Annotated in this window: 23 protein-coding genes; 17 read left to right on the top strand and 6 right to left on the bottom strand. The window is 71.4% G+C overall.

What is annotated here, in order from left to right; translation table 11 throughout:
* Nucleotides 1–4 precede the first annotated feature (4 nt).
* The 3 genes from flgF (at nt 5) to AC1MGR_RS23905 (ending at nt 3,440) form a co-directional block, all read left to right on the top strand.
* Nucleotides 5–730, top strand: coding sequence for a flagellar basal-body rod protein FlgF (gene flgF, locus AC1MGR_RS23915; RefSeq protein ID WP_108039959.1), 726 nt, complete (start codon nt 5–7; stop codon nt 728–730).
* Between the two features lie 4 nt (nt 731–734).
* Entirely contained in the window at nt 735–2,060 is a 1,326-nt protein-coding gene (gene fliI / locus AC1MGR_RS23910) for a flagellar protein export ATPase FliI (RefSeq protein ID WP_108039957.1), read from the top strand.
* Nucleotides 2,061–2,201: 141 nt separating this feature from the next.
* Nucleotides 2,202–3,440, top strand: a complete 1,239-nt coding sequence (locus tag AC1MGR_RS23905; RefSeq protein WP_108039955.1) for a flagellar hook protein FlgE — start codon at nt 2,202–2,204, stop codon at nt 3,438–3,440.
* 2 nt (nt 3,441–3,442) lie between these two features.
* Here AC1MGR_RS23905 and AC1MGR_RS23900 read toward each other — a convergent pair whose 3' ends face one another.
* Nucleotides 3,443–3,565: a hypothetical protein gene (locus tag AC1MGR_RS23900; protein WP_480233187.1), complete on the bottom strand. Its 123-nt coding sequence runs from the start codon at nt 3,563–3,565 to the stop codon at nt 3,443–3,445.
* A gap of 5 nt (nt 3,566–3,570) precedes the next feature.
* Here AC1MGR_RS23900 and flgK point away from each other — a divergent pair, with 5 nt between their 5' ends.
* The 6 genes from flgK (at nt 3,571) to AC1MGR_RS23870 (ending at nt 8,240) form a co-directional block, all read left to right on the top strand.
* Complete coding sequence (gene flgK / locus AC1MGR_RS23895; protein WP_480233186.1) at nt 3,571–5,466, top strand: flagellar hook-associated protein FlgK; 1,896 nt, start codon at nt 3,571–3,573, stop codon at nt 5,464–5,466.
* A 5-nt stretch (nt 5,467–5,471) separates the two neighbouring features.
* A complete protein-coding gene (locus AC1MGR_RS23890; RefSeq protein ID WP_108039951.1) occupies nt 5,472–6,521 on the top strand; it encodes a flagellar hook-associated family protein in 1,050 nt (349 codons plus the stop codon).
* Nucleotides 6,522–6,664: 143 nt separating this feature from the next.
* Nucleotides 6,665–7,012, top strand: coding sequence for a flagellar biosynthesis regulator FlaF (flaF, locus tag AC1MGR_RS23885; RefSeq protein WP_108039949.1), 348 nt, complete (start codon nt 6,665–6,667; stop codon nt 7,010–7,012).
* An 8-nt stretch (nt 7,013–7,020) separates the two neighbouring features.
* Complete coding sequence (flbT, locus tag AC1MGR_RS23880) at nt 7,021–7,470, top strand: flagellar biosynthesis repressor FlbT (protein WP_480234888.1); 450 nt, start codon at nt 7,021–7,023, stop codon at nt 7,468–7,470.
* Nucleotides 7,471–7,498: 28 nt separating this feature from the next.
* Nucleotides 7,499–7,918 (top strand): flagellar hook assembly protein FlgD, encoded by a 420-nt coding sequence (gene flgD / locus AC1MGR_RS23875; protein ID WP_108039945.1) that lies wholly within the window; start codon nt 7,499–7,501, stop codon nt 7,916–7,918.
* A 55-nt stretch (nt 7,919–7,973) separates the two neighbouring features.
* On the top strand, nt 7,974–8,240 hold the full coding sequence (locus tag AC1MGR_RS23870) for a flagellar biosynthetic protein FliQ (protein ID WP_055957424.1): 267 nt from the start codon (nt 7,974–7,976) through the stop codon (nt 8,238–8,240).
* On the opposite strand, the gene AC1MGR_RS23865 is transcribed toward AC1MGR_RS23870, so the two are convergent.
* The 4 genes from AC1MGR_RS23865 to AC1MGR_RS23850 all read right to left on the bottom strand — a co-directional run bounded on the left by AC1MGR_RS23865 (nt 8,213) and on the right by AC1MGR_RS23850 (nt 11,230).
* A complete protein-coding gene (locus tag AC1MGR_RS23865; protein WP_480233185.1) occupies nt 8,213–9,037 on the bottom strand; it encodes a 5-oxoprolinase subunit PxpA in 825 nt (274 codons plus the stop codon). The two genes, AC1MGR_RS23870 and AC1MGR_RS23865, sit on opposite strands and share 28 nt — an antisense overlap.
* Nucleotides 9,038–9,088: 51 nt before the next feature.
* Entirely contained in the window at nt 9,089–10,117 is a 1,029-nt protein-coding gene (locus AC1MGR_RS23860) for a 5-oxoprolinase subunit C family protein (protein WP_480234887.1), read from the bottom strand.
* A 71-nt stretch (nt 10,118–10,188) separates the two neighbouring features.
* Nucleotides 10,189–10,950 (bottom strand): 5-oxoprolinase subunit B family protein, encoded by a 762-nt coding sequence (locus AC1MGR_RS23855; protein WP_480233184.1) that lies wholly within the window; start codon nt 10,948–10,950, stop codon nt 10,189–10,191.
* A 43-nt stretch (nt 10,951–10,993) separates the two neighbouring features.
* On the bottom strand, nt 10,994–11,230 hold the full coding sequence (locus tag AC1MGR_RS23850) for a hypothetical protein (RefSeq protein WP_480233183.1): 237 nt from the start codon (nt 11,228–11,230) through the stop codon (nt 10,994–10,996).
* A gap of 293 nt (nt 11,231–11,523) precedes the next feature.
* Here AC1MGR_RS23850 and flhA point away from each other — a divergent pair, with 293 nt between their 5' ends.
* The 6 genes from flhA to AC1MGR_RS23820 all read left to right on the top strand — a co-directional run bounded on the left by flhA (nt 11,524) and on the right by AC1MGR_RS23820 (nt 16,135).
* A complete protein-coding gene (flhA, locus tag AC1MGR_RS23845) occupies nt 11,524–13,605 on the top strand; it encodes a flagellar biosynthesis protein FlhA (RefSeq protein WP_108039939.1) in 2,082 nt (693 codons plus the stop codon).
* Nucleotides 13,602–14,372, top strand: coding sequence for a flagellar biosynthesis protein FliR (fliR, locus tag AC1MGR_RS23840; RefSeq protein WP_480233182.1), 771 nt, complete (start codon nt 13,602–13,604; stop codon nt 14,370–14,372). The genes flhA and fliR overlap by 4 nt, the downstream gene beginning before the upstream one ends.
* Nucleotides 14,373–14,376: 4 nt before the next feature.
* A complete protein-coding gene (locus tag AC1MGR_RS23835; RefSeq protein ID WP_480233181.1) occupies nt 14,377–14,778 on the top strand; it encodes a hypothetical protein in 402 nt (133 codons plus the stop codon).
* An 82-nt stretch (nt 14,779–14,860) separates the two neighbouring features.
* Nucleotides 14,861–15,337, top strand: coding sequence for a rod-binding protein (locus AC1MGR_RS23830; protein ID WP_480233180.1), 477 nt, complete (start codon nt 14,861–14,863; stop codon nt 15,335–15,337).
* 6 nt (nt 15,338–15,343) lie between these two features.
* A complete protein-coding gene (locus tag AC1MGR_RS23825; RefSeq protein WP_108039931.1) occupies nt 15,344–15,673 on the top strand; it encodes a flagellar protein FlgN in 330 nt (109 codons plus the stop codon).
* Nucleotides 15,674–15,688: 15 nt separating this feature from the next.
* On the top strand, nt 15,689–16,135 hold the full coding sequence (locus AC1MGR_RS23820; protein ID WP_056477721.1) for a hypothetical protein: 447 nt from the start codon (nt 15,689–15,691) through the stop codon (nt 16,133–16,135).
* Nucleotides 16,136–16,144: 9 nt separating this feature from the next.
* Here the strand turns inward: AC1MGR_RS23820 and AC1MGR_RS23815 are convergent, their stop codons facing one another.
* A complete protein-coding gene (locus tag AC1MGR_RS23815) occupies nt 16,145–18,886 on the bottom strand; it encodes a heparinase II/III domain-containing protein (protein WP_480233179.1) in 2,742 nt (913 codons plus the stop codon).
* A 455-nt stretch (nt 18,887–19,341) separates the two neighbouring features.
* On the opposite strand from AC1MGR_RS23815, the gene AC1MGR_RS23810 reads away from it, so the two are divergent.
* The gene (locus AC1MGR_RS23810) at nt 19,342–20,685 is read left to right on the top strand and encodes a lipopolysaccharide biosynthesis protein (RefSeq protein ID WP_480233178.1); all 1,344 of its coding nucleotides are present in this window, start codon (nt 19,342–19,344) and stop codon (nt 20,683–20,685) included.
* A gap of 125 nt (nt 20,686–20,810) precedes the next feature.
* Nucleotides 20,811–21,860, top strand: a complete 1,050-nt coding sequence (locus AC1MGR_RS23805) for a glycosyltransferase family 2 protein (protein ID WP_480233177.1) — start codon at nt 20,811–20,813, stop codon at nt 21,858–21,860.
* Nucleotides 21,861–21,899 lie beyond the last annotated feature (39 nt).

Genomic DNA, 21,899 nt, shown 5'->3' with positions numbered 1-21,899 from the left:
CGCCATGCAGAACGCCCTCTACGTCTCGCTCTCCGCCCAGATCTCGATGGAGAAGCGGCTGAACACGGTCGCCAACAACGTCGCCAACCTGTCCACCAGCGGATACCGCGCCGAGGACACCAAGTTCACCGCGCTCCTCGCCCAGGCCAGCAAGGGCGCCGTTGCCTTCACCTCCTCGGGCGACACCTACATCTCCCAGCGGGCCGGGCCGACGATCAAGACGGACAGCCCCCTCGACGTGGCGGTGCAGGGCGAGGCCTGGTTCGCGGTGCGCGGCGCCAAGGGGCCCGTCTACACCCGCGACGGCCGCATGACGATGGACGCGCTGGGCCAGCTGCGCAGCCTGACCGGCCAGCCGATGCTGGATCCCGGCGGCGCGCCGATCCTGCTCGATCCGCAGGCCGGTCCGCCCACCATCGGGCGCGACGGCAGCGTCTCGCAGGGCATCAACCAGGTCGGGGCCATCGGTCTCTTCACCCTCGACCCGAAGAGCACACTCACCCGCGCCGAACCCAACGGCGTCAGCACCAGCCTGCCGGCGACGCCGGTGCAGGACTTCACCCGCACGGGCATGGTCCAGGGCTACGTGGAGGGCGCCAACGTCAACCCGGTGCTGGAGATGACCAAGCTCATCACCATCCAGCGCGCCTTCGAGAGCGCGGCGACGCTGACCTCCGAGACCGAGACCACCTTCTCCGGGGCGATCCGCTCCCTGAGCCCGCAGGGCTGAGCCGATGCCCGATGTCCTCGACCGTCTCGGCGCGGCCCTGGCGAGGGGCCGCGAGGCCCTGCCCCTGGTTCGGGTCGGCGGCCCGATCCAGGAGGTCACCGCCAGCGCGGCCCGCGTCGCCGGCGTGGCGCCGTTCATGACCCTCGGCGACCGCATGGGCTTCCTGGCCAACGGCCGCGAGCAGGTCGGCGAGGTCGTGCGCGTGGATGCGGGCGGCGTGACCGTGAAGCCGTTCGACACCCGGATCGAGGCCGGCATCGGAACCCTGGCCTATCGCCTGGGCGACCCGACCCTGCGGCCGGACCCGAGCTGGAAGGGCCGGGTGATCGATGCCCTCGGGCGTCCCATCGACGGCCTCGGCGACCTCGTCCCGGGCTCCCGCGCCGTGCCGCTGGAGGCCGCGCCGCCGCCGGCCATGGCGCGGGCGCGGGTGACGAAGCCCCTGCGCACGGGGGTTCGCGCCCTCGACCTGTTCACCCCCCTCTGCCTCGGCCAGCGCATCGGCATCTTCGCCGGCTCCGGCGTCGGCAAGTCGACCCTGCTGGCGATGCTGGCCGGGGCCACCGGCTTCGACAGCGTCGTGGTGGCCCTGGTGGGCGAGCGCGGCCGCGAGGTGCGCGAGTTCCTGGAAGGGGCGATGGCGCCCAACCGGGCCCGGTCCGTCATCGTCGTCTCTACCGGGGACGAGAGCCCGATGATGCGCCGGCAGGCGCCCAAGATGGCGCTCGCCATCGCGGAGTCGTTCCGCGATGCCGGCGAGTCCGTGCTGCTCATCGTGGATTCCGTGACCCGCTACGCCCATGCGGCCCGCGACGTCGCCCTGGCGGCCGGCGAGCCCGCGGTGGCGCGAGGCTATCCGCCGAGCGTGTTCTCCGACCTGCCCCGCCTCCTTGAGCGGGCCGGCCCCGGCCTCGACGGCACCGGCACCATCACGGGCGTGTTCTCGGTGCTGGTCGACGGCGACGACCACAACGACCCCGTGGCGGACTCGATCCGCGGTACCCTCGACGGGCACGTGGTCCTCGACCGGGCCATCGCCGAGCAGGGCCGCTATCCGGCCGTGCATCTCCTCGGCTCGATCTCGCGCCTCGCCTCGGAGGTCTGGACGCCCGAGCAGCGCGAGCTCGTCCGGCGCCTCAAGGCCATGATGGCCCGGTTCGAGGAGACCCGCGACCTGCGCCTGATGGGCGGCTACCGCGCCGGCGAGGATGCCGAGCTCGACCAGGCCATCCTCCTGGTGCCGCGGATCTACGAGGCCCTGCGCCAGGAGCCCGGCATGGCGGCGAGCGAGGATGCCTTCCTCGAACTCGCCCAATCCCTGCGGAGCTGAGGCGCCGATGCCGCCCGCTCCGACGTCCGTCCCGTTTCGTCCCCGTCGCGCCGGGGCGTCCAGCCCCGCGCAAGCCTGCCTTCCTTTAGTGCCCGCCAGTCCTTCGCGCCGCGCCGCGATCCCCGTCTCCGAGGTGACGTCATGAGTCTCATCAGCGTTTTGCGCACCGGCGTCTCCGGCATGAACGCGCAGTCGAACCGCATCTCCACCGTCGCCGAGAACGTCCAGAATTCGAGCACCACGGGCTACAAGCGCTCGGCGGCCGAGTTCTCGTCCCTGCTGATCGATGGCGGCTCCACCGCGAACTACACCTCCGGCGCGGTCGAGACCACGATCCGCCGGTCGATCGGCAGCCAGGGCCCGGTCACCTTCACCTCGTCGAAGACCGACCTCGCCATCCAGGGCAACGGCTTCTTCGTGGTGCAGGACGACAACAAGGCGTCCTACCTGACCCGCGCCGGCAACTTCGTGGTGGACGGCCCGACGGGCAACCTCGTCAATGCCGGCGGCTTCACCCTGATGGGCTACAGCCTCGTCGACGGCCAGGCGCCCACCCCCGCCCTCAACAGCACCGACGGTCTGGTGCCCGTGAACATGGCGAGCCTCGCCCTGCGGGCCTCGCCCTCCACCAAGGCGACGGTGGGCGGCAACCTCGCCGCCGACACGCCGACGCTCGGCGGGACCGTGTCGCCGACGAACTATTCGAAGAAGACCTCGCTCGTCACCTACGACAAGCTCGGCAACAGCGTCACGCTCGACATCTACCTGAAGCACACGCCCGCCGATGCCACCGCGACGCCTCCGGTCCTTCCCAACACCTGGACCGCGGCGGTCTATGCGCCGGACCAGACGGCCCTGGCCGGGCCGGTCCAGTTCGTGTTCAACGCGGACGGCAAGCTGACCGGCTCGACCACCGCGAGCTTCACGATCCCCGGCGGCGAGCCCTTCACCCTCGACATGAGCGGCATGACGCAGCTCGCCGGGGCCGACGCCCTCAAGGGCACCGCCAACGGCAAGGCGCCCTCGGCCGTGACCGGCACCGAGTTCGGCCCGGACGGCCTCGTCTACGCGACCTATGCCGACGGCACCCGCCTCGAAGCCTTCAAGATCCCGGTCGCCGAGGTGAAGAGCCCCGACAATCTCGATCCGCGCGCCGGCAACGTCTACCTGCCCTCGCTGAACTCCGGCGACCTCCAGATCGGCTTCGCCGGCCTCGGCGGCCTCGGCACCATCAAGGCGAGCGCGCTGGAGCAGTCCAACGTCGACGTCAGCACCGAGCTGACCTCGATGATCGAGTCGCAGACCGTCTACACCGCCAACTCCAAGGTGTTCATGACCGGCAACGAGCTGCTCGAGACCCTGATGAACCTCAAGCGCTGAGGTCATCCGAAGTCCGGGGCCGGATTGCCGAACCGGACTTCGGCGCCGAACCGCGCGACCCCGTCCGCCGCGCCCTCCGGTGCGGCGGCGCCCGCCGACCACCACCCGCCCGCTTGCCAGGACATACCCGATGGGCCTCGCCCTCGCCCTCAACTCCGCCCGGACCTCGCTGCTCGCGACCTCGACGCAGATCGCCGTCGCCGCGCGCAACACGGCCGGGGCGAACGACCCGTTCTACACCCGCAAGATCGCCAACCTGGTGGCGGCCGGCGGCGGCAGCGCGGTCTCGATCCAGCGGGCCACCGACCTCGCCCTGTTCGACCGCAAGCTCGCCGGGACCTCCTCCGTGGCGGCGAGCGAGGCCGTGCTCAACGGTCTCACCACCCTCCAGGGCACCATCGGCGACACCGGCGACGGCACCTCCCCGGCCGCGCGCCTCGGGGCCCTCAACGCGGCCCTGAAGGCCGCGGCCAACCAGCCCGACAACGTGGCGCTCGCGCGCGACGCGGTCGACCGGGCCCGCGATCTCGCGACGAGCCTGAACAACAGTGCGGCCGCCGTCGAGACCGTGCGGACGCAGGCCGATGCCGACCTCGCCGAGTCGGTCTCGCGCATCAACGATCTCCTGGGCCAGTTCGAGGCCGCCAACCGCGTCGTCACCCGCGGGACCGCGAACGGCAGCGACGTGAGCGATGCCCTCGACGACCGCGACCGCATCCTCGCCGGCCTCTCGCAGGAGATCGGCATCTCCACGGTCGTGCGCGCCGGCAACGACGTCGCGATCTACACCGACAGCGGCGTTCCCCTGTTCGAGCGCGGCGCCCGGCGCGTCTCCTTCACTCCCACCGCCGCCTACTCCGCCGGCACGACCGGGGGCGCCGTCATCGTCGACGGCGTGCCGGTGACGGGCGCCGATTCCCCGATGCCGGTGCAGTCCGGCCGCATCGCCGGCCTGGCGGAGCTGCGCGACGGCGTGGCGACCCGCTACGAATCCCAGCTCGACGGGATCGCCGCCAGCCTCGTCGACGCCTTCGCCGAGACCGGGACCCGCGTCCTGAACCAGTCGACGCGCCAGGTGAGCGGCCTCGCCGCGCTCGCCACCACGGAAGCCTTCCGCCCGGGGGCCGCCGCGGGCACGGCCGGGACGGCGGATCTCGGCGGCGCCAACGAGATCGCGTTCTCCCTCAGCCTCGCCGACGGCTCCGCCGTGAAGATCGTGCTGAATGCCGGCACGATGGCGGGTGCGGCCGCGGACCTGTCCAAGGTGACCCCGGCCGAGCTCGTCGCCGCGATCAACGGCCGGATCGCCGGCGACACCGCGACGCCCTCCCTGGCCGGCAAGGTCACCGCCGCCCTCGACGGCGCCGGGCGCCTCGCCTTCACCACCGCGGCGGCCACGGGCGCCGCCGCGCGGCTCACCGTCCAGAACGTGGACGCGACCGCCGGCAGGATCCTGGTGGATGTCGGCTTCGGCGTCGTCGGGGGTGTCCCGCCGCGGGCGGCCGGCCTGTTCGCGGCGGAGGCCGGCGGATCGGTCCCGAGCGGTCCCCTCGCGGCGGTCGGTCTGGCCGCCCGGCTCCGGGTCAACGCCGCGGTCGATCCGCAGCGCGGCGGCGACGTCGCGCTGCTGCGGGACGGCGGCATCGCGGGGGCCGATTACCGCTCGAACCCGGCGGCCACCGGGAGCACCGCCTTCGCCGGCCGCCTGCGGACGCTGGCCTCGGTCCTGACGGCCGACCGTGCCTTCGACGGCTCCACGGACCTTCCCACCCGCGGCAGCCTCCAGGATTACGCCACCGCGTCCGTGGGCTGGCTCGCGGCCAAGCGGCAGGCCGCCACCGCGGAGTCGAACTACCAGTCGACGCTGCTCGCCCGCGCCTCCGACGCCTATTCCAGCGCCACCGGCGTCAACACCGACGACGAGACAGCCGCCACCCTCGCACTCGAACAGTCCTACACCGCCTCGGCCAAGCTGCTGACCCTGGTGAACGATCTCCTGAAAACCCTGATGGACGCGGTGCGATAGACCTCATGCGGACCAACGCCCTCTCCACCCTCAGCTTCTGGAACACGCCGCGCATCGGCGTGGCCCGCATGCAGGCCGACATGGCGCAGGCCAACCAGGAGATCGTCACCGGCCGGTATGCCGATGTCGGCCTGGCGCTCGGCAGCCGCACCGGCCTCGCCGTCGGGCTGCGCCAGAAGACCGCCGAACTTGGCGCCCTGCGCGACAGCAACAACGCCGCGAGCCTCCGGCTCGGCACCTCGCAGGCCGTCCTGAAGCAGATCCAGGCCGGGGCCGACGACACCCTGAAGGCGCTGACGGGCGTCCCCGAGGACAAGCGGGCCGGCGTCCTCAGGGACATGGCGGCGAACGGGCTCAGCAGCCTCACCGCGCTGCTCAACACCTCCGCGGGCGGCCAGTTCGTCTTCGGCGGCGACCGGACCGCCCAGGCCCCGATGGCCCCCTACGCGACGAGCCCGGCCTCCCCGGCGAAGAGCGCCGTCGATGCCGCCTTCCGCGCGGCCTTCGGGATGTCGCAGGACAGCCCCGGCGTGAGCGCGATCTCGGAGACCGACATGGCGGCCTTCCTCGATGGGCCGGCCTTCCAGGGCCTGTTCGACGAGGCCTCCTGGGGGACGACCTGGTCCGCGGCCGGTACCGCGCCCCTGACCAACCAGATCTCGCTCAGCGAGACGGTGGAGACCTCGGCCAGCGCCAACGCACCGGCCCTGCGCAAGCTCGCCATGGCCTACGTGATGGCTTCCGACCTCGGGTCGGACACGCTCTCGGCGGCGGCGCAGAGCGTCCTGACCACGCGGGTCGCCGGCCTGCTGGGCGAGGCCAGCAAGGGCCTGATCACCCTCCAGGCCGATCTCGGCCGCTCGCAGGCCGCGATCACGGCGGCCAACACCCGGCTCGAATCGCAGACCTCGCTGCTCGCCTCCCAGATCGCCGACATGGAGGGCGTCGACCAGGCCGAGGCCAAGACCCGCGTCGACCGCCTGTCGACGCAGGTGCAGATCTCCTACGCCCTGACCGCGCAGCTGCGGCAGCTCTCTCTCGTCAACTACCTCTAGCGCAGCGCGGGGCTCGGGCGGCCGAGCCCCGTCACGACCCGGCGGCGGTCGCCTTCCCCCGAAGGCCCCGCCGGCCCCAACGGCTCATCGGCCCGATCCGCGCCCCGGCGCGGCGGGCCGCGGATACACGGGACAGGACCGATATGTACCAGTTTTCCTACGCCGAGATCCTGGAGGAGGCCCCGGCCATCGCGCGCGAGCGCGAGCGCGCCGCCTTCGACCGGGCCCTCGACCTGATGCGCATCGCCGACCGGCCCGATGCCCAGCAGACGGACCGCGCCATGGCGGCCGGCTTCCTGCAGAGCCTCTGGGGCGTGTTGATCGAGGACCTCCAGAGCGAGGAGAACGGCCTGCCGCCGGACCTGCGCGCCGACCTCGTCTCCATCGGCCTGTGGAGCATGCACGAGGCCAACGCCGTCATCGCCGAGCCCGACCGCGCCCTGTCGGCGCTGATCGCGGTCAACACCTCGATCCGGGACGGCCTGCGGTGAGCCGGACCATGCGCCTGTCCCTGCGCGCCGGCGAGCGCGTCTACGTGAACGGCGCAGTCCTGCGCGTCGACCGGAAGGTCTCCCTGGAGCTTCTGAACGACGCGACCTTCCTGCTCGAGACCCACGTGCTGCAGGCGGAGGCGGCGACCACGCCCCTGCGCCAGCTCTACTTCGCGGTCCAGGCCCTGGTGATCGATCCGGCCAACGCGGACCGCGCCCGCGCGCTCTGCCGCACCCTCCAGGCCGGTCTCCTCGCCGTCGTCGCCGATGCGGAGATCCGCGAGGGGGTCCTCGGCGCCGGCCAGCTCGTCGAGGCGGGCCGGCTGATCGAGGCCCTCAAGCTGATCCGCGGGCTCTACGCGGCGGAGGCCGCCCTCATGGCCGCCCCCGCACGGGAAGAGGCCGCGGCCCCGGCGCTTCGGGCCGCGCCCGCCGAATCCCCCGTCCACCCGGCCTGACCGGGCCATCGAACCAGGAGGCCCGCCGATGAGCGTCGCCAGCGTCCCCAGCACGGCCACATCCCAGACGGCCACCACCGCCGCCGCCACCAAGTCCGCGACCGGCATCGCCGCCTCGATGAACGCCGACACCTTCCTGACCCTGCTGATGACGCAGCTGAAGAACCAGGACCCGACGAAGCCGATGGATTCCACGGCCTATGTCAGCGAGCTGGCGACCTTCTCGCAGGTGGAGCAGGCGACCAAGACCAACACTAAGCTGGATTCCCTGCTCTCGTCGAGCTTCCTGTCGCAGGCCGACCAGATCATCGGCCGGACCGTCACCTCCTCGGACGGCACCGTCTCGGGCGAGGTCCAGTCGGTGAAGATCACCAGCGAGGGCGCGCTCGCCCGCCTGACCAACGGCCAGGACGTGCTCCTGGAGCAGGGCATCTCGCTGTCCCAGTGACGGGTTCCGGGCTAGACACGGTCCGTACCCTCCGCACGATGAGGCACCCCACCGGATGAACGAGGTCGACGCCCTCGAACTCGTGCGCGCCGCGATCTGGACCGTGATCGTCGCGGCGGGGCCCGCGATCGGCGCCGCGATGCTGATCGGCATCGCCGTGGCGCTGCTGCAGGCGCTGACGCAGATCCAGGAGGTGACGCTCACCTTCGTGCCGAAGATCGTGGTGATCCTGCTGGTGCTCCTCGTGACCAGCTCCTTCATCGGAGCGCAGATCTACACCTTCGCCGAGGCCACCTACGGGCGCATCGTCACCGGGTTCTGACCGAGCCCCCGTGGGTTCTGATCGAGCCCCCGCGGGTTCTGATCGAGCCCCCGCAGGGTGATCCCGGCGGTCTCCAGCCGCGCCCGCACCGCCCGCGCCAGGCCGACCGCGTGCGCGCTGTCGCCGTGCACGCAGACCGAGTCGATCCGCGTCGGCAGCAGGGTGCCCTCGGCCGTGAGGATGCCCCCGGCCTGGACCATCGCCAGGACCCGGTCCGCCGCCACCTCGGCCTCCGTGACCAGCGCGCCGGTCCGGCCGCGCGGGATCAGCTGGCCCGCCTCGGTGTAGCCGCGGTCGGCGAAGATTTCGGCATGGACGGCGAGGCCCGCCGCCTCGCCGGCCACAACCTGCTCGGTCCGGGCGATGGCCAGGAGACCGAGGCCGGGATCGACCGCGCGCACCGCCCGCGCGATCGCATCCGCCACGTCGCGCTCCGCCGCCGCGCGGTTGGCCAGCGCCCCGTGCGCCTTGACGTAGGTCAGGCGATGGCCCGCCAGGGCGGCCAGCGCCTGCGCGGCGCCGACCTGGTAGGCGACCTGCCGCTCGATCTCGGCCGGGCCGAACGGCATCGGCCGGCGCCCGAAGCCGGCGAGGTCGGGATAGCCCGGATGCGCGCCCACGGCGACGCCCCGTTCCCGCGCCAGGGCGAAGGTCCCGGCCATGATCTCCGGATCGCCGGCATGGAAGCCGCAGGCGACGTTGGCCGAGGTGACGAGGGCGAGCATCGCCGCGTCGTCGCTGCAGCGATAGGCGCCGAAGCCTTCCCCCAGATCGGCATTCAGGTCGATGGTCGGCATCGGTGGTGCCTCCGGCAGCGGCGCGGTCCTGAGGCCGCGGGAAACGCGATCCTAACCGACGACGCCGTCGATGAGGTTGGTCCCGAGCAGGAATTCAGACGGGAATTCGGTGCGCAGCACGGGGTCCCGGGGGATGTCCGGGACCAGGGCGTCGCGCTCCGCCCGCCGTGCCGCCACGGCCTGCGCGCGCTCGACGGCGACGAAGCGCAGCGTCGTGCCCGCCTGGGCCTGGGCCAGGCGACCGAGATCGGCGCCGATCACCGTGGCGATCTTCGGGTAGCCGCCGGTGGGCTGGCGGTCGGCCATGAGCACCAGGGGCTGGCCCGAGCCCGGGACCTGGATCGCCCCCATGGCGATGCCGTCGGAGACGATGTCGTGGCTCCGGGCCCGGAGGGGCGGCCCTTCCAGGAAGGTCGCCATGCGGTCGCCGCGCGGACCGATCCGCCAGGGCCCCGCCAGGAAGGCCTCGCGGACGGAGGCCGCGAAGAGGTCGTCCTGCGGCCCCGGGAGGACGCGGATCACCTCCGGCGGCCGGTGGAGCCAGGGGGCCGCGAGGCGGCACGGGTCGCCGACCGCGACGCGTGGGTTCCGGACCGCGAGGGTGTCGCCCGCCCGCAGGCCGCGTCCGTCCAGGCCGCCGAGCCCCGAGCGGGTATGGGTCGCGGTCGAGCCCAGCACCGGCGCCACCGCGATCTCCCCCGCCACCGCGAGGCTGCACCAGGCCCCGGCCCGGCCCGCCCGGAGGGTGAGCCGGGCACCCGGCCGCAGGGTGAGGACGACGGCGCCGGGCAGGGCGCGCCCGTCGAGGTCGATGCGCAGGTCGCCGCCTGCCAGGGCGACGTCGAGGGCGGACCGCTCGGTCGTGAGCGACACCCCGCCGAGGGAGACCTCGATGGCGGTGGCGCCCGGGGCATTGCCGAGGGCGCGGTTGGCGGTGGCGTGGGCGAGGGGGTCCATCGGCCCCGCCGGGGTGATGCCGTAGCGGAGGTAACCGTGCCGGCCGGCATCCTGCAGGGTGACGCCGCCCCCGGCCGAGAGGATCCGGAGCGTGGCTTCCGCTGCCGCGGGCCCCGCGGTCACGGCCCCCTCGGTCACGGGCGCTTCGGTCACGGGCGCTTCGGTCACGGCCCCTTCCTTCACGGCCCCTTCCTTCACGGGTCCCTCCGCGCCAGGATCTCCCCGCGCGCCGCCCGGTCCTCGAGGGCGGCGAAGGTCGCCGCGTCGATCGGCTCGAAGCGCACGCCGTCGCCGGGCTCCACGAGGAAGCTCTGCGGGCGGGCCTCGGAATAGAGCCGCTCCGGGGTCCGGCCGAGGACGTACCAGCCCGTGGGCATCGGAAAGGTCGCCACTGCCGCGAGGCCGCCGCCCACCAGGAGGGCATTGGCGGGATGGGGCGGCCGCGGCACCTGGCGGCGGGGAATCGCGAGGGCGTCCGGCAGGCCGCCCAGATAGGCGAAGCCCGGCGCGAAGCCGTACATGTAGACCCGGTAGGTCGCGCTCGCGTGGCGCGCGGCGACCTCCGCGGGCGCCAGTCCGGCCCAGTCGGCGACGGCCCCGAGGTCCTCGGCCAAATCCTCCGCCACGGCGGGGTCGTAGCAGCAGGGCAGCGTCCAGGTGCAGCCGGGGCGCGCTCCTGCCGGGGGCCTGTCGAGGAGGCAACCGACCCGGGCCGCGAGGGCGTCGCGGTCCAGCACCAGCGGGTCGTAGTGGATCATCAGCGAGCGATAGGTCGGCACCGTCTCCAGGATGCCGGCGACCGGGTCCTGACCCAGGGCCGCGTCCAGGGCGAGCACCCGCCCGTTCAGGGCCGGATCGACCCGCGCGCCGAATTCGACGACGAGCGCCGCCTCGCCGGCATCGCGGAACCGGACGACGTCCGAATCGGTCGGCGTGCTGGCCTCTGGCTGCGACACGGCGTGATCCTGAGCGGTACGAGACGAGAGGCCCGGCCGGCCCTCAGCGGGTGGACTTCTTCTCGCGCTGATAGGTCCGGATCGCCCGGGCACAGTCCGGCGAGAGCTTGCGCAGGTTCTGGCGGAAGCAGGCCTCGACCTCCGGCCCGCCGGGCGGGTGCATGCTGCAATGCTCCAGGTAGTCCCCGGTGCAGGAGAGCTTGAGCAACTCGCGGATCGGCGTGGGTTCGGCCGAGGCGCTGCCCGAGATCACGAGGGCACCGAGGAGAGGGAGGGCCAACCGAAGAGCCGGCAGGCGAAGGATGGGCAACGGAAGATCAGGCATGGGGCGATCGGGACTTTCCAGGGCTACGACGTAGACGCCGGGATCTGGGTTCGAAATCCCAGCGCGCGGCGCCGATGCAGACAATGATCTTAGCACGCGCGCACCCGCACGGCGGAATCGTCGCGTCCTCAACGCACGCGGCGTCGGTTCGGTCGCGTCCCCGGGGGGCGCGGCCGGTGCCACGCGATCCTCGCGCAAGCTTGCGGCGCGACAAGCCCGTGTTGATTCACGGGGGTTGAGTATCCGCCATGGCGGCAAGCGCCACGATCGCAGGAGAGCGCCGGTCCCAGAGGGACATCGGGTTCGCGGCGGGCATCGTCGCCATCCTGGCGATCCTGTTCCTGCCGGTGCCGGCGATCCTGCTCGATATCGGGCTCGCCTTCTCGATCGCCCTGTCGGTGCTGATCCTGATGGTGGCGCTCTGGATCAAGAAGCCGCTGGAATTCTCGGCCTTCCCCACCGTCCTGCTGATCGCCACCCTGCTGCGCCTGGCCCTCGGCATCGCCACGACCCGGTTGATCCTGGCCAACGGCCAGCACGGCGTTTCGGCGGCGGGCCACGTCATCCAGGGCTTCTCGCAGTTCGTGATGAGCGGCGACTTCGTCATCGGGATCGTGGTCTTCCTGATCCTGATCACGGTGAACTTCCTCGTCATCACCAAGGGCGCCACCCGCATCGCCGAGGTGGGCGCGCGCTTCACCCTCGACGCGATCCCCGGCAAGCAGATGGCGATCGACGCCGATCTCAATGCCGGCCTGATCGACGACAAGGAGGCCCAGCACCGCCGGCGCGAGCTGGAGGAGGAGAGCGCCTTCTTCGGCTCCATGGACGGTGCCTCGAAGTTCGTGCGCGGCGAGGCCATCGCCTCCCTCATCACCATCGCCGTCAACGTGTTCGGCGGCATCATCATCGGCACGACCCGCCACGGCATGCCGCTCGGCCAGGCGGCCGACGTGTTCACCAAGCTCTCGGTGGGCGACGGCCTCGTCTCGCAGATCCCCGCCCTGATCGTCTCGCTGGCTGCCGGCCTCCTGGTCTCGAAGGGCGGCACGCGGGGCACCGCCGAGCAGGCGGTGATGGGGCAGCTCGGCGCCTATCCCCGCGCCCTGTCGGTGGCCGCGGCCCTGATGTTCATGTTCGCCCTGGTTCCGGGCCTGCCCTTCGTGCCCTTCATGGTGCTCTCCGGGCTGATGGCCTTCACCGCCTACGCGATCCCGAAGAAGCTCGCCGCCCAGAAGGCGATCGTCGACGCCAAGGCGGAGGCCGAGGAGGAGCAGAAGCAGGTCGCGCTGCGCGAATCCGTCAAGGAATCGCTGAAGACCCCGGAGATCGAGCTCTGCCTCGGGCGCCAGATCGCGGCCCAGGTCCAGGGGACGCAGTCCGAGCTGTCGCACCGGGTCGCCAAGATGCGCCGCAAGTTCGCGCGCCAGTACGGCTTCGTCGTGCCCGACATCAAGCTCACCGACAGCCTCGCCGTGCCGCCGAAATGCTACCAGATCCTCATCCACGGCACCGTGGTGGCGACCCAGGAGCTGCGCCCCGGCGAACTCCTCGTGGTCACCGGCGACGGCCCCGTGCCGGACGTGCCGAGCGACGAGGTCCGCGAGCCCGCCTTCGGCATGAAGGCGCGCTGGGTCCTCGACGCCTATGCGGGCGAGGTCCGGCGCGGCGGCTTCGAGCCCATCGACGGCTCATCGGTGCTGCTGACCCACCTCTCCGAGGTCATCCGCAACAACTTGCCCACGCTCCTGTCCTACAAGGACATGCGCAACCTGCTCGACCGGCTCGACCCCGAGTACAAGCGCCTGCTCGACGAGATCTGCCCGTCGCAGATCTCCTATTCGGGCCTGCAGGCGGTGTTGAAGCTCCTGCTCTCCGAGCGGGTGTCGATCCGCAACCTGCACCTGATCCTGGAGGCCGTGGCCGAGATCACGCCCCATGCCCGCCGGGCGGAGCAGATCGCCGAGCACGTCCGCATGCGCATCGCCCAGCAGATCTGCGGCGACCTCGCCGAGAACGGCGTGCTCGCGGTGCTGCGCCTCGGCAGCGCCTGGGACCTCTCCTTCCACCAGAGCCTGAAGCGCGACGGCAAGGGCGAGGTCATCGAGTTCGACATCGACCCGCGCCTCGTCGAGCAGTTCGGCACCGAGGCGTCGGAGGCGATCCGCAAGCAGATGCGCGAGACCCGCAACTTCGCCCTGGTCACCGCGCCGGATGCCCGCCCCTACGTGCGGATGATCATCGAGCGGCTCTACCCGACCCTCGCCGTGCTCTCGCACCTGGAGATCGCGCGCGGGGTCGAGATCCGCTCCCTGGGTACGATTTCGTGACGGGGCCGCTCCTGGCGGTGCTCGGCCCCGAGAGCTTTCTCGGGGTGTTCCTGATCTTCTGCCGGGTCGGCGCCTGCCTCCTCATCGTGCCGGGCTTCTCCAGCCCCCGGGTGCCCGCGCAGGTCCGCCTCCTCATCTCCCTGGCGGTCTCCCTGGCCCTGACCCCGCTGCTGCTGCCCCTGTTCCAGGGCAAGCTCGCGGCCCAGGATCCCGGCGCCACCCTGAGCTGGATCGTCACCGAGAGCCTGACCGGCCTCGTCATCGGCTTCCTCGGCCGGGTCTACTACGTGGTGCTGGAGACCGTCGTGAACGCCGCCGCCACCATGGTGGGCTTCGGCGGCATGCCGGGGTCGGTGGCCGAGGGCATGGACCCGGTGCCGGCGGTGGAGGCGATGATCATGATGGCGGCGGCCGCGCTGCTGTTCGCCGCCGACCTGCACTGGGAGCTGTTCCGCGGCCTCGTCGATTCCTACGGCCGGATCCCGCCCGGCGAGGGCATCGGCTCGCAGGTCGCCCTGGTGCGCATCGTCGACCAGGTCACGACCGCCTTCGTGCTGGGCCTGCGCATCACCGCGCCGTTCCTCGTCTACGCGGTGGCGGTGAACCTCGCCGCCGGCTTCGTCAACAAGCTCGTGCCGCAGATCCCCGTCTACTTCATCGCCACGCCGTTCATCATGGCCGGCGGGCTGCTGCTGCTCTACGCCATCAGCAACGAGTTCCTGATGCAGTTCGTCATGGGCTACTTCGACTACCTGCGCCGGGGCTGAGCCGATGACCACCCGCCTCCGGCTCCAGCGCGCCCAGCGCCTGCTCAAGGTCCAGGAGCAGATGCGGGGCCTCGCCGAGCGCGAACTCGCCGCAAACCGCGCCCAGACCGCCCGGGTCGAGGCCGACCGGGCGGCCATGCTGGCGACCCTGGCCGGCGAGACCATGCACGGCCTGTTCCTCGACGCCGCCGCGCGGCGCCTGCGCGCCCTCGCGACGGAGGCGACCGAACTCGGCGCGACCTCGACACGACTGTCTGAAATACTGAAGGCCCGCGGCCTCGCCGAAAAGCGCGCCGAGCGCCAGGCCGAGAGCCTCCTGAAGCTGCGCGACCACGAGCGCGAGCAGCACGCCCTGCTCGAGCAGCTCGACCTCATGACCGCCCGCGGCGCACGGCCCCTCGACTGAGCGCCACGATGCAAGCCTGCCGAAAGCCAGGGCGCCTATGCCTGTCGGGGACCGGCTCCCCGAACCCGCTGAAGCGCCTGCCATGAGCATCTCGCCTCCCTCCGACATCGTCCTCGATGTGGCCCGCGCCGCCGATCCCGGCCGTCTGCAGGAGGCCGCCGCCAAGCTGTCGGCTCCCGGGACCGATCCGGCGGCGTTCGGCGATGCCTACCGCATGGCCGGCGTCTCGGTGCACATGCCCCTCGATGCCCGCGGCGCGCTCACCGCCCTGCAGACCGACAACGCGATCTCGGGCGCCGGCAAGGCCGGTGATCCCTACAAGCAGTTCGAGGCGTTCGTCCTGCGCCAGTTCGTCGAGACCATGATGCCCTCGAAGGCCAGCGCCGTCTTCGGCAAGGGCAATGCCGGCGGGATCTGGAAGTCGATGCTCGCCGACCAGGTCGGGACGCAGGTCGCCAAGGCCGGCGGCGTCGGCATCGCCCGGATGCTCGAGGCGGCGCGTCCGCTGAACCCGCCCACGGGCGGCGTCGCCCCGTCGACCAAGACCTCGGAGAGCTGAGACCCCATGCTGCTCGCATCCCTGAAGCGCCTGGAAGCCACCGTGACGGCGGAGACCGAGGCCCTGCTGGCCCATCAGCCCGTCGACCAGGAGACGGTGAACCTGCGCAAGAGCCAGAGCCTGCTCGAACTGACCCGCCTGACCCGCGACCTCGATCCCGCCGAACTCGACGCGCCGGTACGCGCCCAGCTGCTCCGCGTGCGGAGCGCCCTGGAGCGCAACCAGGACGCCGTCGGCCTGCACCTGCGGGCCGTCGAGGAGATCTCCGGCATCGTCGCGGAGTCCCTGCGCGCGGCGGAATCCGACGGCACCTATTCCGGCCACGTCCGGCGCTGAGGCCCGCTCCCCGCCATGCGCATCCTCGTCACCGGCCTGTGGATCTGCGGTCTCACCATCCTGTCCTGCTACGGCGCGGTGACCTGGGGGGCGGGGCTATTCGCCAAGAAGACCGAACCCTACCTCGAAGGTCTCCAGTACCAGAAGCTGCCGCCCATCAACGTACCGATGGTCGTCGACGGCAAGGTGCAGGGCTACATCGTCGCTGTCCTGGTCTTCACCGCCGATGCGCGACTGATGCACACCCTCTCGGTGCCGCCGAACGCCTTCGTCGTCGACGAGACCTTCCGGCAGATCTACACGGACCCGGCGATCGATTTCAAACGCCTGTCCCGCTACAACGTCACCCAACGCCTCGCCGAGATCCGCAAGCAGGTGAACGCCCGCCTCGGCTCCGACGTGGTCAAGGACGTACTGGTGGAGGAATTCAACTTCGTCGCGAAGCGCGAAGTGCGCTCCTGAGAGGGGGCCCTACGCCTCCGTGAGCAGGCGCTCGAAGGCGGCTTCGCCGAGGAGCGCGGTGAGCCGCCGGTCCGCATCCGCATCGGCCGCCAGGGCGAGACCGCCGCAGACCGTGGCGGTTCCGGCGAAGGCGTAGCCGAGCACGCTCGTCGGCTGCAGGCCGCCCGCCGCGGCGGCGACGAAGCCCCGCAGGGCGCCCGGATGGGCGTTGCAGCCGTTGCGGATCGTCAGGCCGGCGCAGCGCCCGGCGACCGCCAGGGGGGAGAGCGAGAGCCGGTGGCGCCCGGCCTGGGCCATGGCCCGGCGCGGACCCGCCAAGGCCAGCAGGATCTCCGGCGACAGGTGGACCGCGCCCTCGAAGCTGAGGCTGCCCGACCCGCTGAAGCGGTCGAACACCGCCAGGCCGGAGAGGTCGTCGAGGACGAGGAATACGCGCCGGTGCGCGACGTCGGGACCGTAGGCCTGCGTGGCGAGGCGATGGGCGGTGGCGCCGATGAGGCGCTCCGCTCCGAGGTAGAGGGCCGGCCCCGCCATCGGTTCGCGCTGGTCGAGGCTCGCCACGTTGTGGCCGGCCCCCGAGAGGAGGTGATGGCGTGCGGCGCCGGTCTCGACCTGGCTCGACCCGCCGGCCTCGACGATCCAGCGCACCCCTTCGCAGGCGTAAACGAAGGAGCCGACGTCCCGGTGACCCGATCCGAGGCCCTGGCCCTGGCTGGCGAAGGTGCAGGCGAAGTGGCCCCAGCCGCGGCCGGGGGCGTCGTGGCGCTGCGCGATCATGCCCGAGGACGGGTCGACGCGGCCCGCCGCGGGCTCGAGGGTGATGCGCGGTATACTGGGACGGTCGCGACGAGGTCGCGCGTGTCCGGACCAGCGCTCGGCGCTGAGCGCGCGACCCGCCTCCGCGCCGAGGCGCCCGATCCAGCCGGCGGCATCCTCGCCCGCGGGCGCATCCCCGAATGGCGGCAGGCGCCCGGTCGGATCGAGGAGACCGGCGACCGCCGGGAGCCCGGCCGCGACGAGCCGGTCGAGGCGGGCCTTCAGGGCGGACTCGGCGGGGTCGTCGGCATCGAGGCCGAGGCCGAGGGCGCGCAGGAGGGTCAGGAGTTCGAGGCGCGGGTGCAGGGCCGGGTCGGAGAACCGCCCGTCCGCGTCGAGGAGCGGCGCCAGGCCGGCCTCGAGGGCGGCCTCGGCCAGGGAGAGCCAGTGCGCCGCGAGCGGCAGCAGCGGCAGGGCGCGGGCGACGAGGCGCAGAACCGCCGCCGCCTGGAGCTGGTGGATCGAGCGGCCGAAGGTGTTCTGGCCGAGAATCTCGGCGAGGGCGAAGCCGTGCCGCACCGCCTCGCCCGTGAGGATGAGGGAGGCCGGCCCGCCGGGCTTGCCGGCCCGGGCGAGGAGCCGCACCACGGTCTCGGTGCGGGCGGCGAGGGCCGCCGGGTGCAGGGCGAGGCCGTCGGTGGGCGCCCCCCAGGGGTTGGCCCGCGACCAGGACAGGGCGAGGCCGACGGCGGCGGCGGCACCGCCGGGGGCCTCGGCCAGCGCCCCGAGCCAGGCCAGGGACTGGTACTCCAGGCGCCAGGGCACCGAGCGGAACGGATCCTCGGTCCAGTCCGGCGCCTCCGGCAGGGTCCAGGCGGATTGGCCGGCGAGGCGTAGGGCCCGGTCGAGGCCGGCGGCGCGGTGGCCCTCGCCGCGCTGGATCGCCCGGGCGCGGGCGAGCACCCCGGGCAGGGCGGCGACGGCCTCGGGCTGTGGGCACCAGCCGGCGAAGGCGGCGCCGGGCAGGGACAGGCGCTCGGCCAGGCGGGCGAGGAAATCCGGGGCGGCGAGGAGGTCGTCGGCGCAGAGGCTCTCCAGCCGCATCCGGTCCTCCAGGGCCACCTCCGGCGGAGCGAGGAGTTCCGCCTCCGGCCCGTCCGCCTCCCAGGTGGCGAAGCCGACCGCCACCCGCGCCGCCCCGGCGGGGGGCTGGAGCTCCAGGGTGAAGCGCCGGGCCTGCTGGTGGGCGGAGAGGTCGACCAGGGCGCCGAGCCCCGGCACCGAGATGGTCCCGGGATAGGGTGGGTCGAGCTCCGCCCCCGACCGGTCCCGGTAGACGATGCGGGCGAGCGCCGCGTGGGTGCCGGGCTGCGGCGTGTGGAGCTGGCCGCGCAGCACGAGGCCGCAGCCCGGCACCAGGGCGTGGTCGCGCCAGGCCGGCTCCGGCCCGAGGCGGTGCCGGGTCCGGGGGATCAGGGAGGGGGCGGGCGGAAGCGCCGTCCCCTGTGTCAGGCGCGCCTCCGCCACCGTGAAGGGGTGGGTGTTGCGCCAGGAGCGGAGGGTCACGGTGATCCGGGTGGCGGGGGCCGGCACCCGGAAGGCGAGCTGGAGGCGGCCGGCCCGCGCCCCGTGCGTCTCCGGCGGCAGGGCGGCCGGGCCGGCGATCCAGGTGCCGTGCGGGTCGAGGAGCGTCCGGTCGAGGCCGGGCACGTGGTCGAAGTCGAGGCTCGACCCGTCCTCGGCCAGGAAGTCGATCCCCACCAGGGCGAAGTCGAGGGCGGAGCCGGCGGCCTCCTCCGCCGCCCAGGCGAGACGGAAGCCGAGGCAGCACCACGCCTCCGGCACCAGCCCCCCGAAGGGCAGCACCACCCGTGACCAGCGGTTCTTAGCCGGAATCCAGTGCTCGGTCTCCCCCGGTCCGACCAGCGCCCCCCCGGCATGGCGGGCGGCGTCGGGCAGCAGGACGCGGAGGCCGGGGGCGCTCGGTTCGCTCACGGGGCGGACCGGGCGGAATCGGGGGGAGGGGACATCGGCAGGGTGGGGTGCAAAGCGGGGGGTAAGCCGATCCGGCCGACGTCGTGGACTGGGGCGCCCCGGTCTCGGCGCGATGAGGCCACTGAGGCGGTCGGGTCGCTCCGTGTCAAGCATCCGCCGGACGGCCGGGGCCGGGATGCCCAACAGACGGCGCCCGGTCCCGACCGGCGGTGCGTGCTGGCTTCTTCGCGTCGACCCTGTCAGATCCTGTGGACCCTTCGGCCCCGGCAGGGACGTTGCTGTGCGGGGCCCTGCAATTCCGGGGTCCTGCAATTCCGGGGTCCTCGGGCAGGTCTCGGGACGGTTGGGAGACAGCCGAAGGCACGGGATCGACGACGGCGAGGAGCTATCATCCGCATGATTGTCACGACCGTCGCCGGGCGTCCGGTTTCTCTCAGCGGGTGCGCCGAGGGACCATGAGCGAGAACCGGACGCTGCGATCGCGCGCGATGCAGGGGCTGTTCTGGTCCCTGCTGCAGAACATCGTCGGCCGCCTGATGAGCGTGCTGCTGTTCATCCTGCTCGCGCGCTTCGTCACCCCCGATGAATTCGGCTTCGCCTCCACGGCGATCGTGGTCGTCAGCTTCCTGGCGGTGATCGCCGATTTCGGCATGGGCGACGCGCTCGTGCAGCGTCCGCAGTTGCGGCCGGGCGATCCCGATCTCGCCCTGTACGCCTCCCTGGCCGGCAGCGTGATCCTGGCCGGTCTCCTCATCGTCGCCGCCGTGCCGGTCGCCCGGATCATGAAGGCGGAGGCGCTGGCGCCGTACCTACAATACGCCGCGCTGTTCTGTCCGATCCTCGTCGCGATCAGCTTCCAGGAAGCTTTGTATCGGCGCGCCGAGCTGTTTCGCGCGCTCGCCCTGCGGACCGTCTTCGGGATCTTCGCCAGCGGGGTGGTCGGCCTCACCCTGGCGCTGAACCACTGGGGCGCCTGGGCGCTGCTCGGCCAGTTCAGCACGCAGGTCGTCATCTCGGCCCTCTGGCTGTGGTCTCGCTCGACCTGGCGTCCGTCCCGGGCGCTCGATCCGGCCGTGTTGCATCAGCTGTTGCGCTTCGGGGTCAGCCTCGTCCTCCTGCGGGCAATCGACTTCGTGGCCATGCGAAGTATCGATTTCGTGATCCTCAGTCGCCACGGCGCCACCGCCCTGGGGCTCTTTGCCGTCTCCATGCGGATCGACCAGACGCTGACCCAGCTGGTCCAGGTCAGCGTCTCGGCCGTGGCACTCAGTTTCCTGTCCCGCATCGCGTCCGATCCGCAGCGGCTGGCCCGGTCGTTCCTCCGGACGGTGTCGCTCTGCGCCACCTTCGGAACGCCGGCTTTTCTCGGTGTGGCCGCTTTGTCACCAGATCTCGTTCGTATTGCGCTCGGAGGCCAATGGATTGGTGCCGATGAGATCGTGCGTCCACTCCTGATTGTCGGAGGCGTTCAGTGTATCCAATTCATTTGCGGCTCTTATCTCATAGCGATGGGGCGCCCCGGAACATTGCTGGGCCTCATCGTGGTAAAAACGCTGATTGTGATCTTGGGAATTTTAATCGTGAAAAATCAAAATCTTCAAGAGACAGTCATCACCTACTCGCTCCTGCTTTTGTGCGAGGCGCCTATCACGTTTGGCGTAATGGTTTATAGTTTGTCAATAATTGGAGCGACCTCGCGACTGCGATTATTGCGCCATGCGGTGCCTCAATCTTATCTTTTGTTGTATCCGAGGTCGTTCGTGGCGAATTTACAGCCCAGTTGTCACCAAATCTTTTGATGGTCTTGATTTTTGCGATTTTCGTGACAGTGTTCTTCGGTATCTTGATTTCCTGCGCGCTCGGGCAGTTCAAAGACAACGTTGGTTTTGTATTGGGCGGCTTGAGAAGGCAATAAAAAGCGCGCATGGGACAAAATCTGGAAAGGAGGAGCGATCAAATCGATAGACAGAAAGATCTGATATCCATCTGTATTCCAACCTGCAACCGTCCGGACTTTCTCAAGCAGGCCATCGAGAGCTGTCTGGCTCAGCAATACCGTCCATTGGAAATCCTTGTTGGGGACGACTCGAGCGGAACCGTCAGCGAGGCGATGGTTTCCAGCATGCCCGCGGCGTCCGAAGTGGAAATCCATTACCGGCACAACGCGCCGCGCGCCGGGCAGGCGCGAAATATCAATGCGTTGTTCGCGGCGGCCAAGGGCGCGAGGCTGATCCTGCTGCATGACGATGATCGCCTGCGTGACGATGCGATCAGGACGCTCGCGCGCACCTGGGATGCGCATCCGGGGTGTCTGTGCGTGTACGGCAAGCAGCGCGTCATCGATGAGACCGGCCGGGTGCTGCCGAAGCGCACCCAGACCTGGAACCGCACCTATCATCGCGTCCCGGAAGAGGCCGGCCCTCAGGCGATGCCCCTCGTCGCCGCGCTCCTGCAGCAGATGCCCAACAACAGCTACCTGGTCTCCTCGGCGCGGGCCCATGCGACGGCCTTCCGGTTCGAGGACGAGGTCGGGGATTGCGTCGACGCCGATTTCGGCATTCGCCTCGGTAAGACGGCCGATCCGCACGCATTCGTCTTCGTCGACACGTTCGTCTCGGACTATCGGCTGACCCCGAATTCCATCGCACGATCGGACCTGATCAACCGCAGGCAGGACCTGTTCTTTGAATCCGTCCTGGCAATCCGCGGCGGGACGGAGATTTGCGCGGCCCGCGATGTGCTCCTTGCCAGGGTTGCCGTCGGCGCCACGGTCGATGCCGCCATGGCGGGGCGGAAATGGATGGCCCTCCGCATCCTGCTGTCCCGGCATTATCGCCTGCCGCTCTTCAGTCGATGGACCATGTTCCGGCTGGTCTGCATCGGCTCGCCGCGGATCGCCCTGACGCTGCGCCGTCGGCTCCGCGCCTATTTCCTGGTGCGGACCGCGCACGACTTCACCCTCGAAGATTCCTGAGCGCGTCCGAGACACGCGGCTCGATCGGCCCCGACGGAT

The sequence above is a fragment of the Methylobacterium sp. BI1 genome, assembly GCF_056680125.1.
Note: the sequence above shows the minus strand (reverse complement) of the source record. Positions and strands in the feature narration are given on the sequence as shown.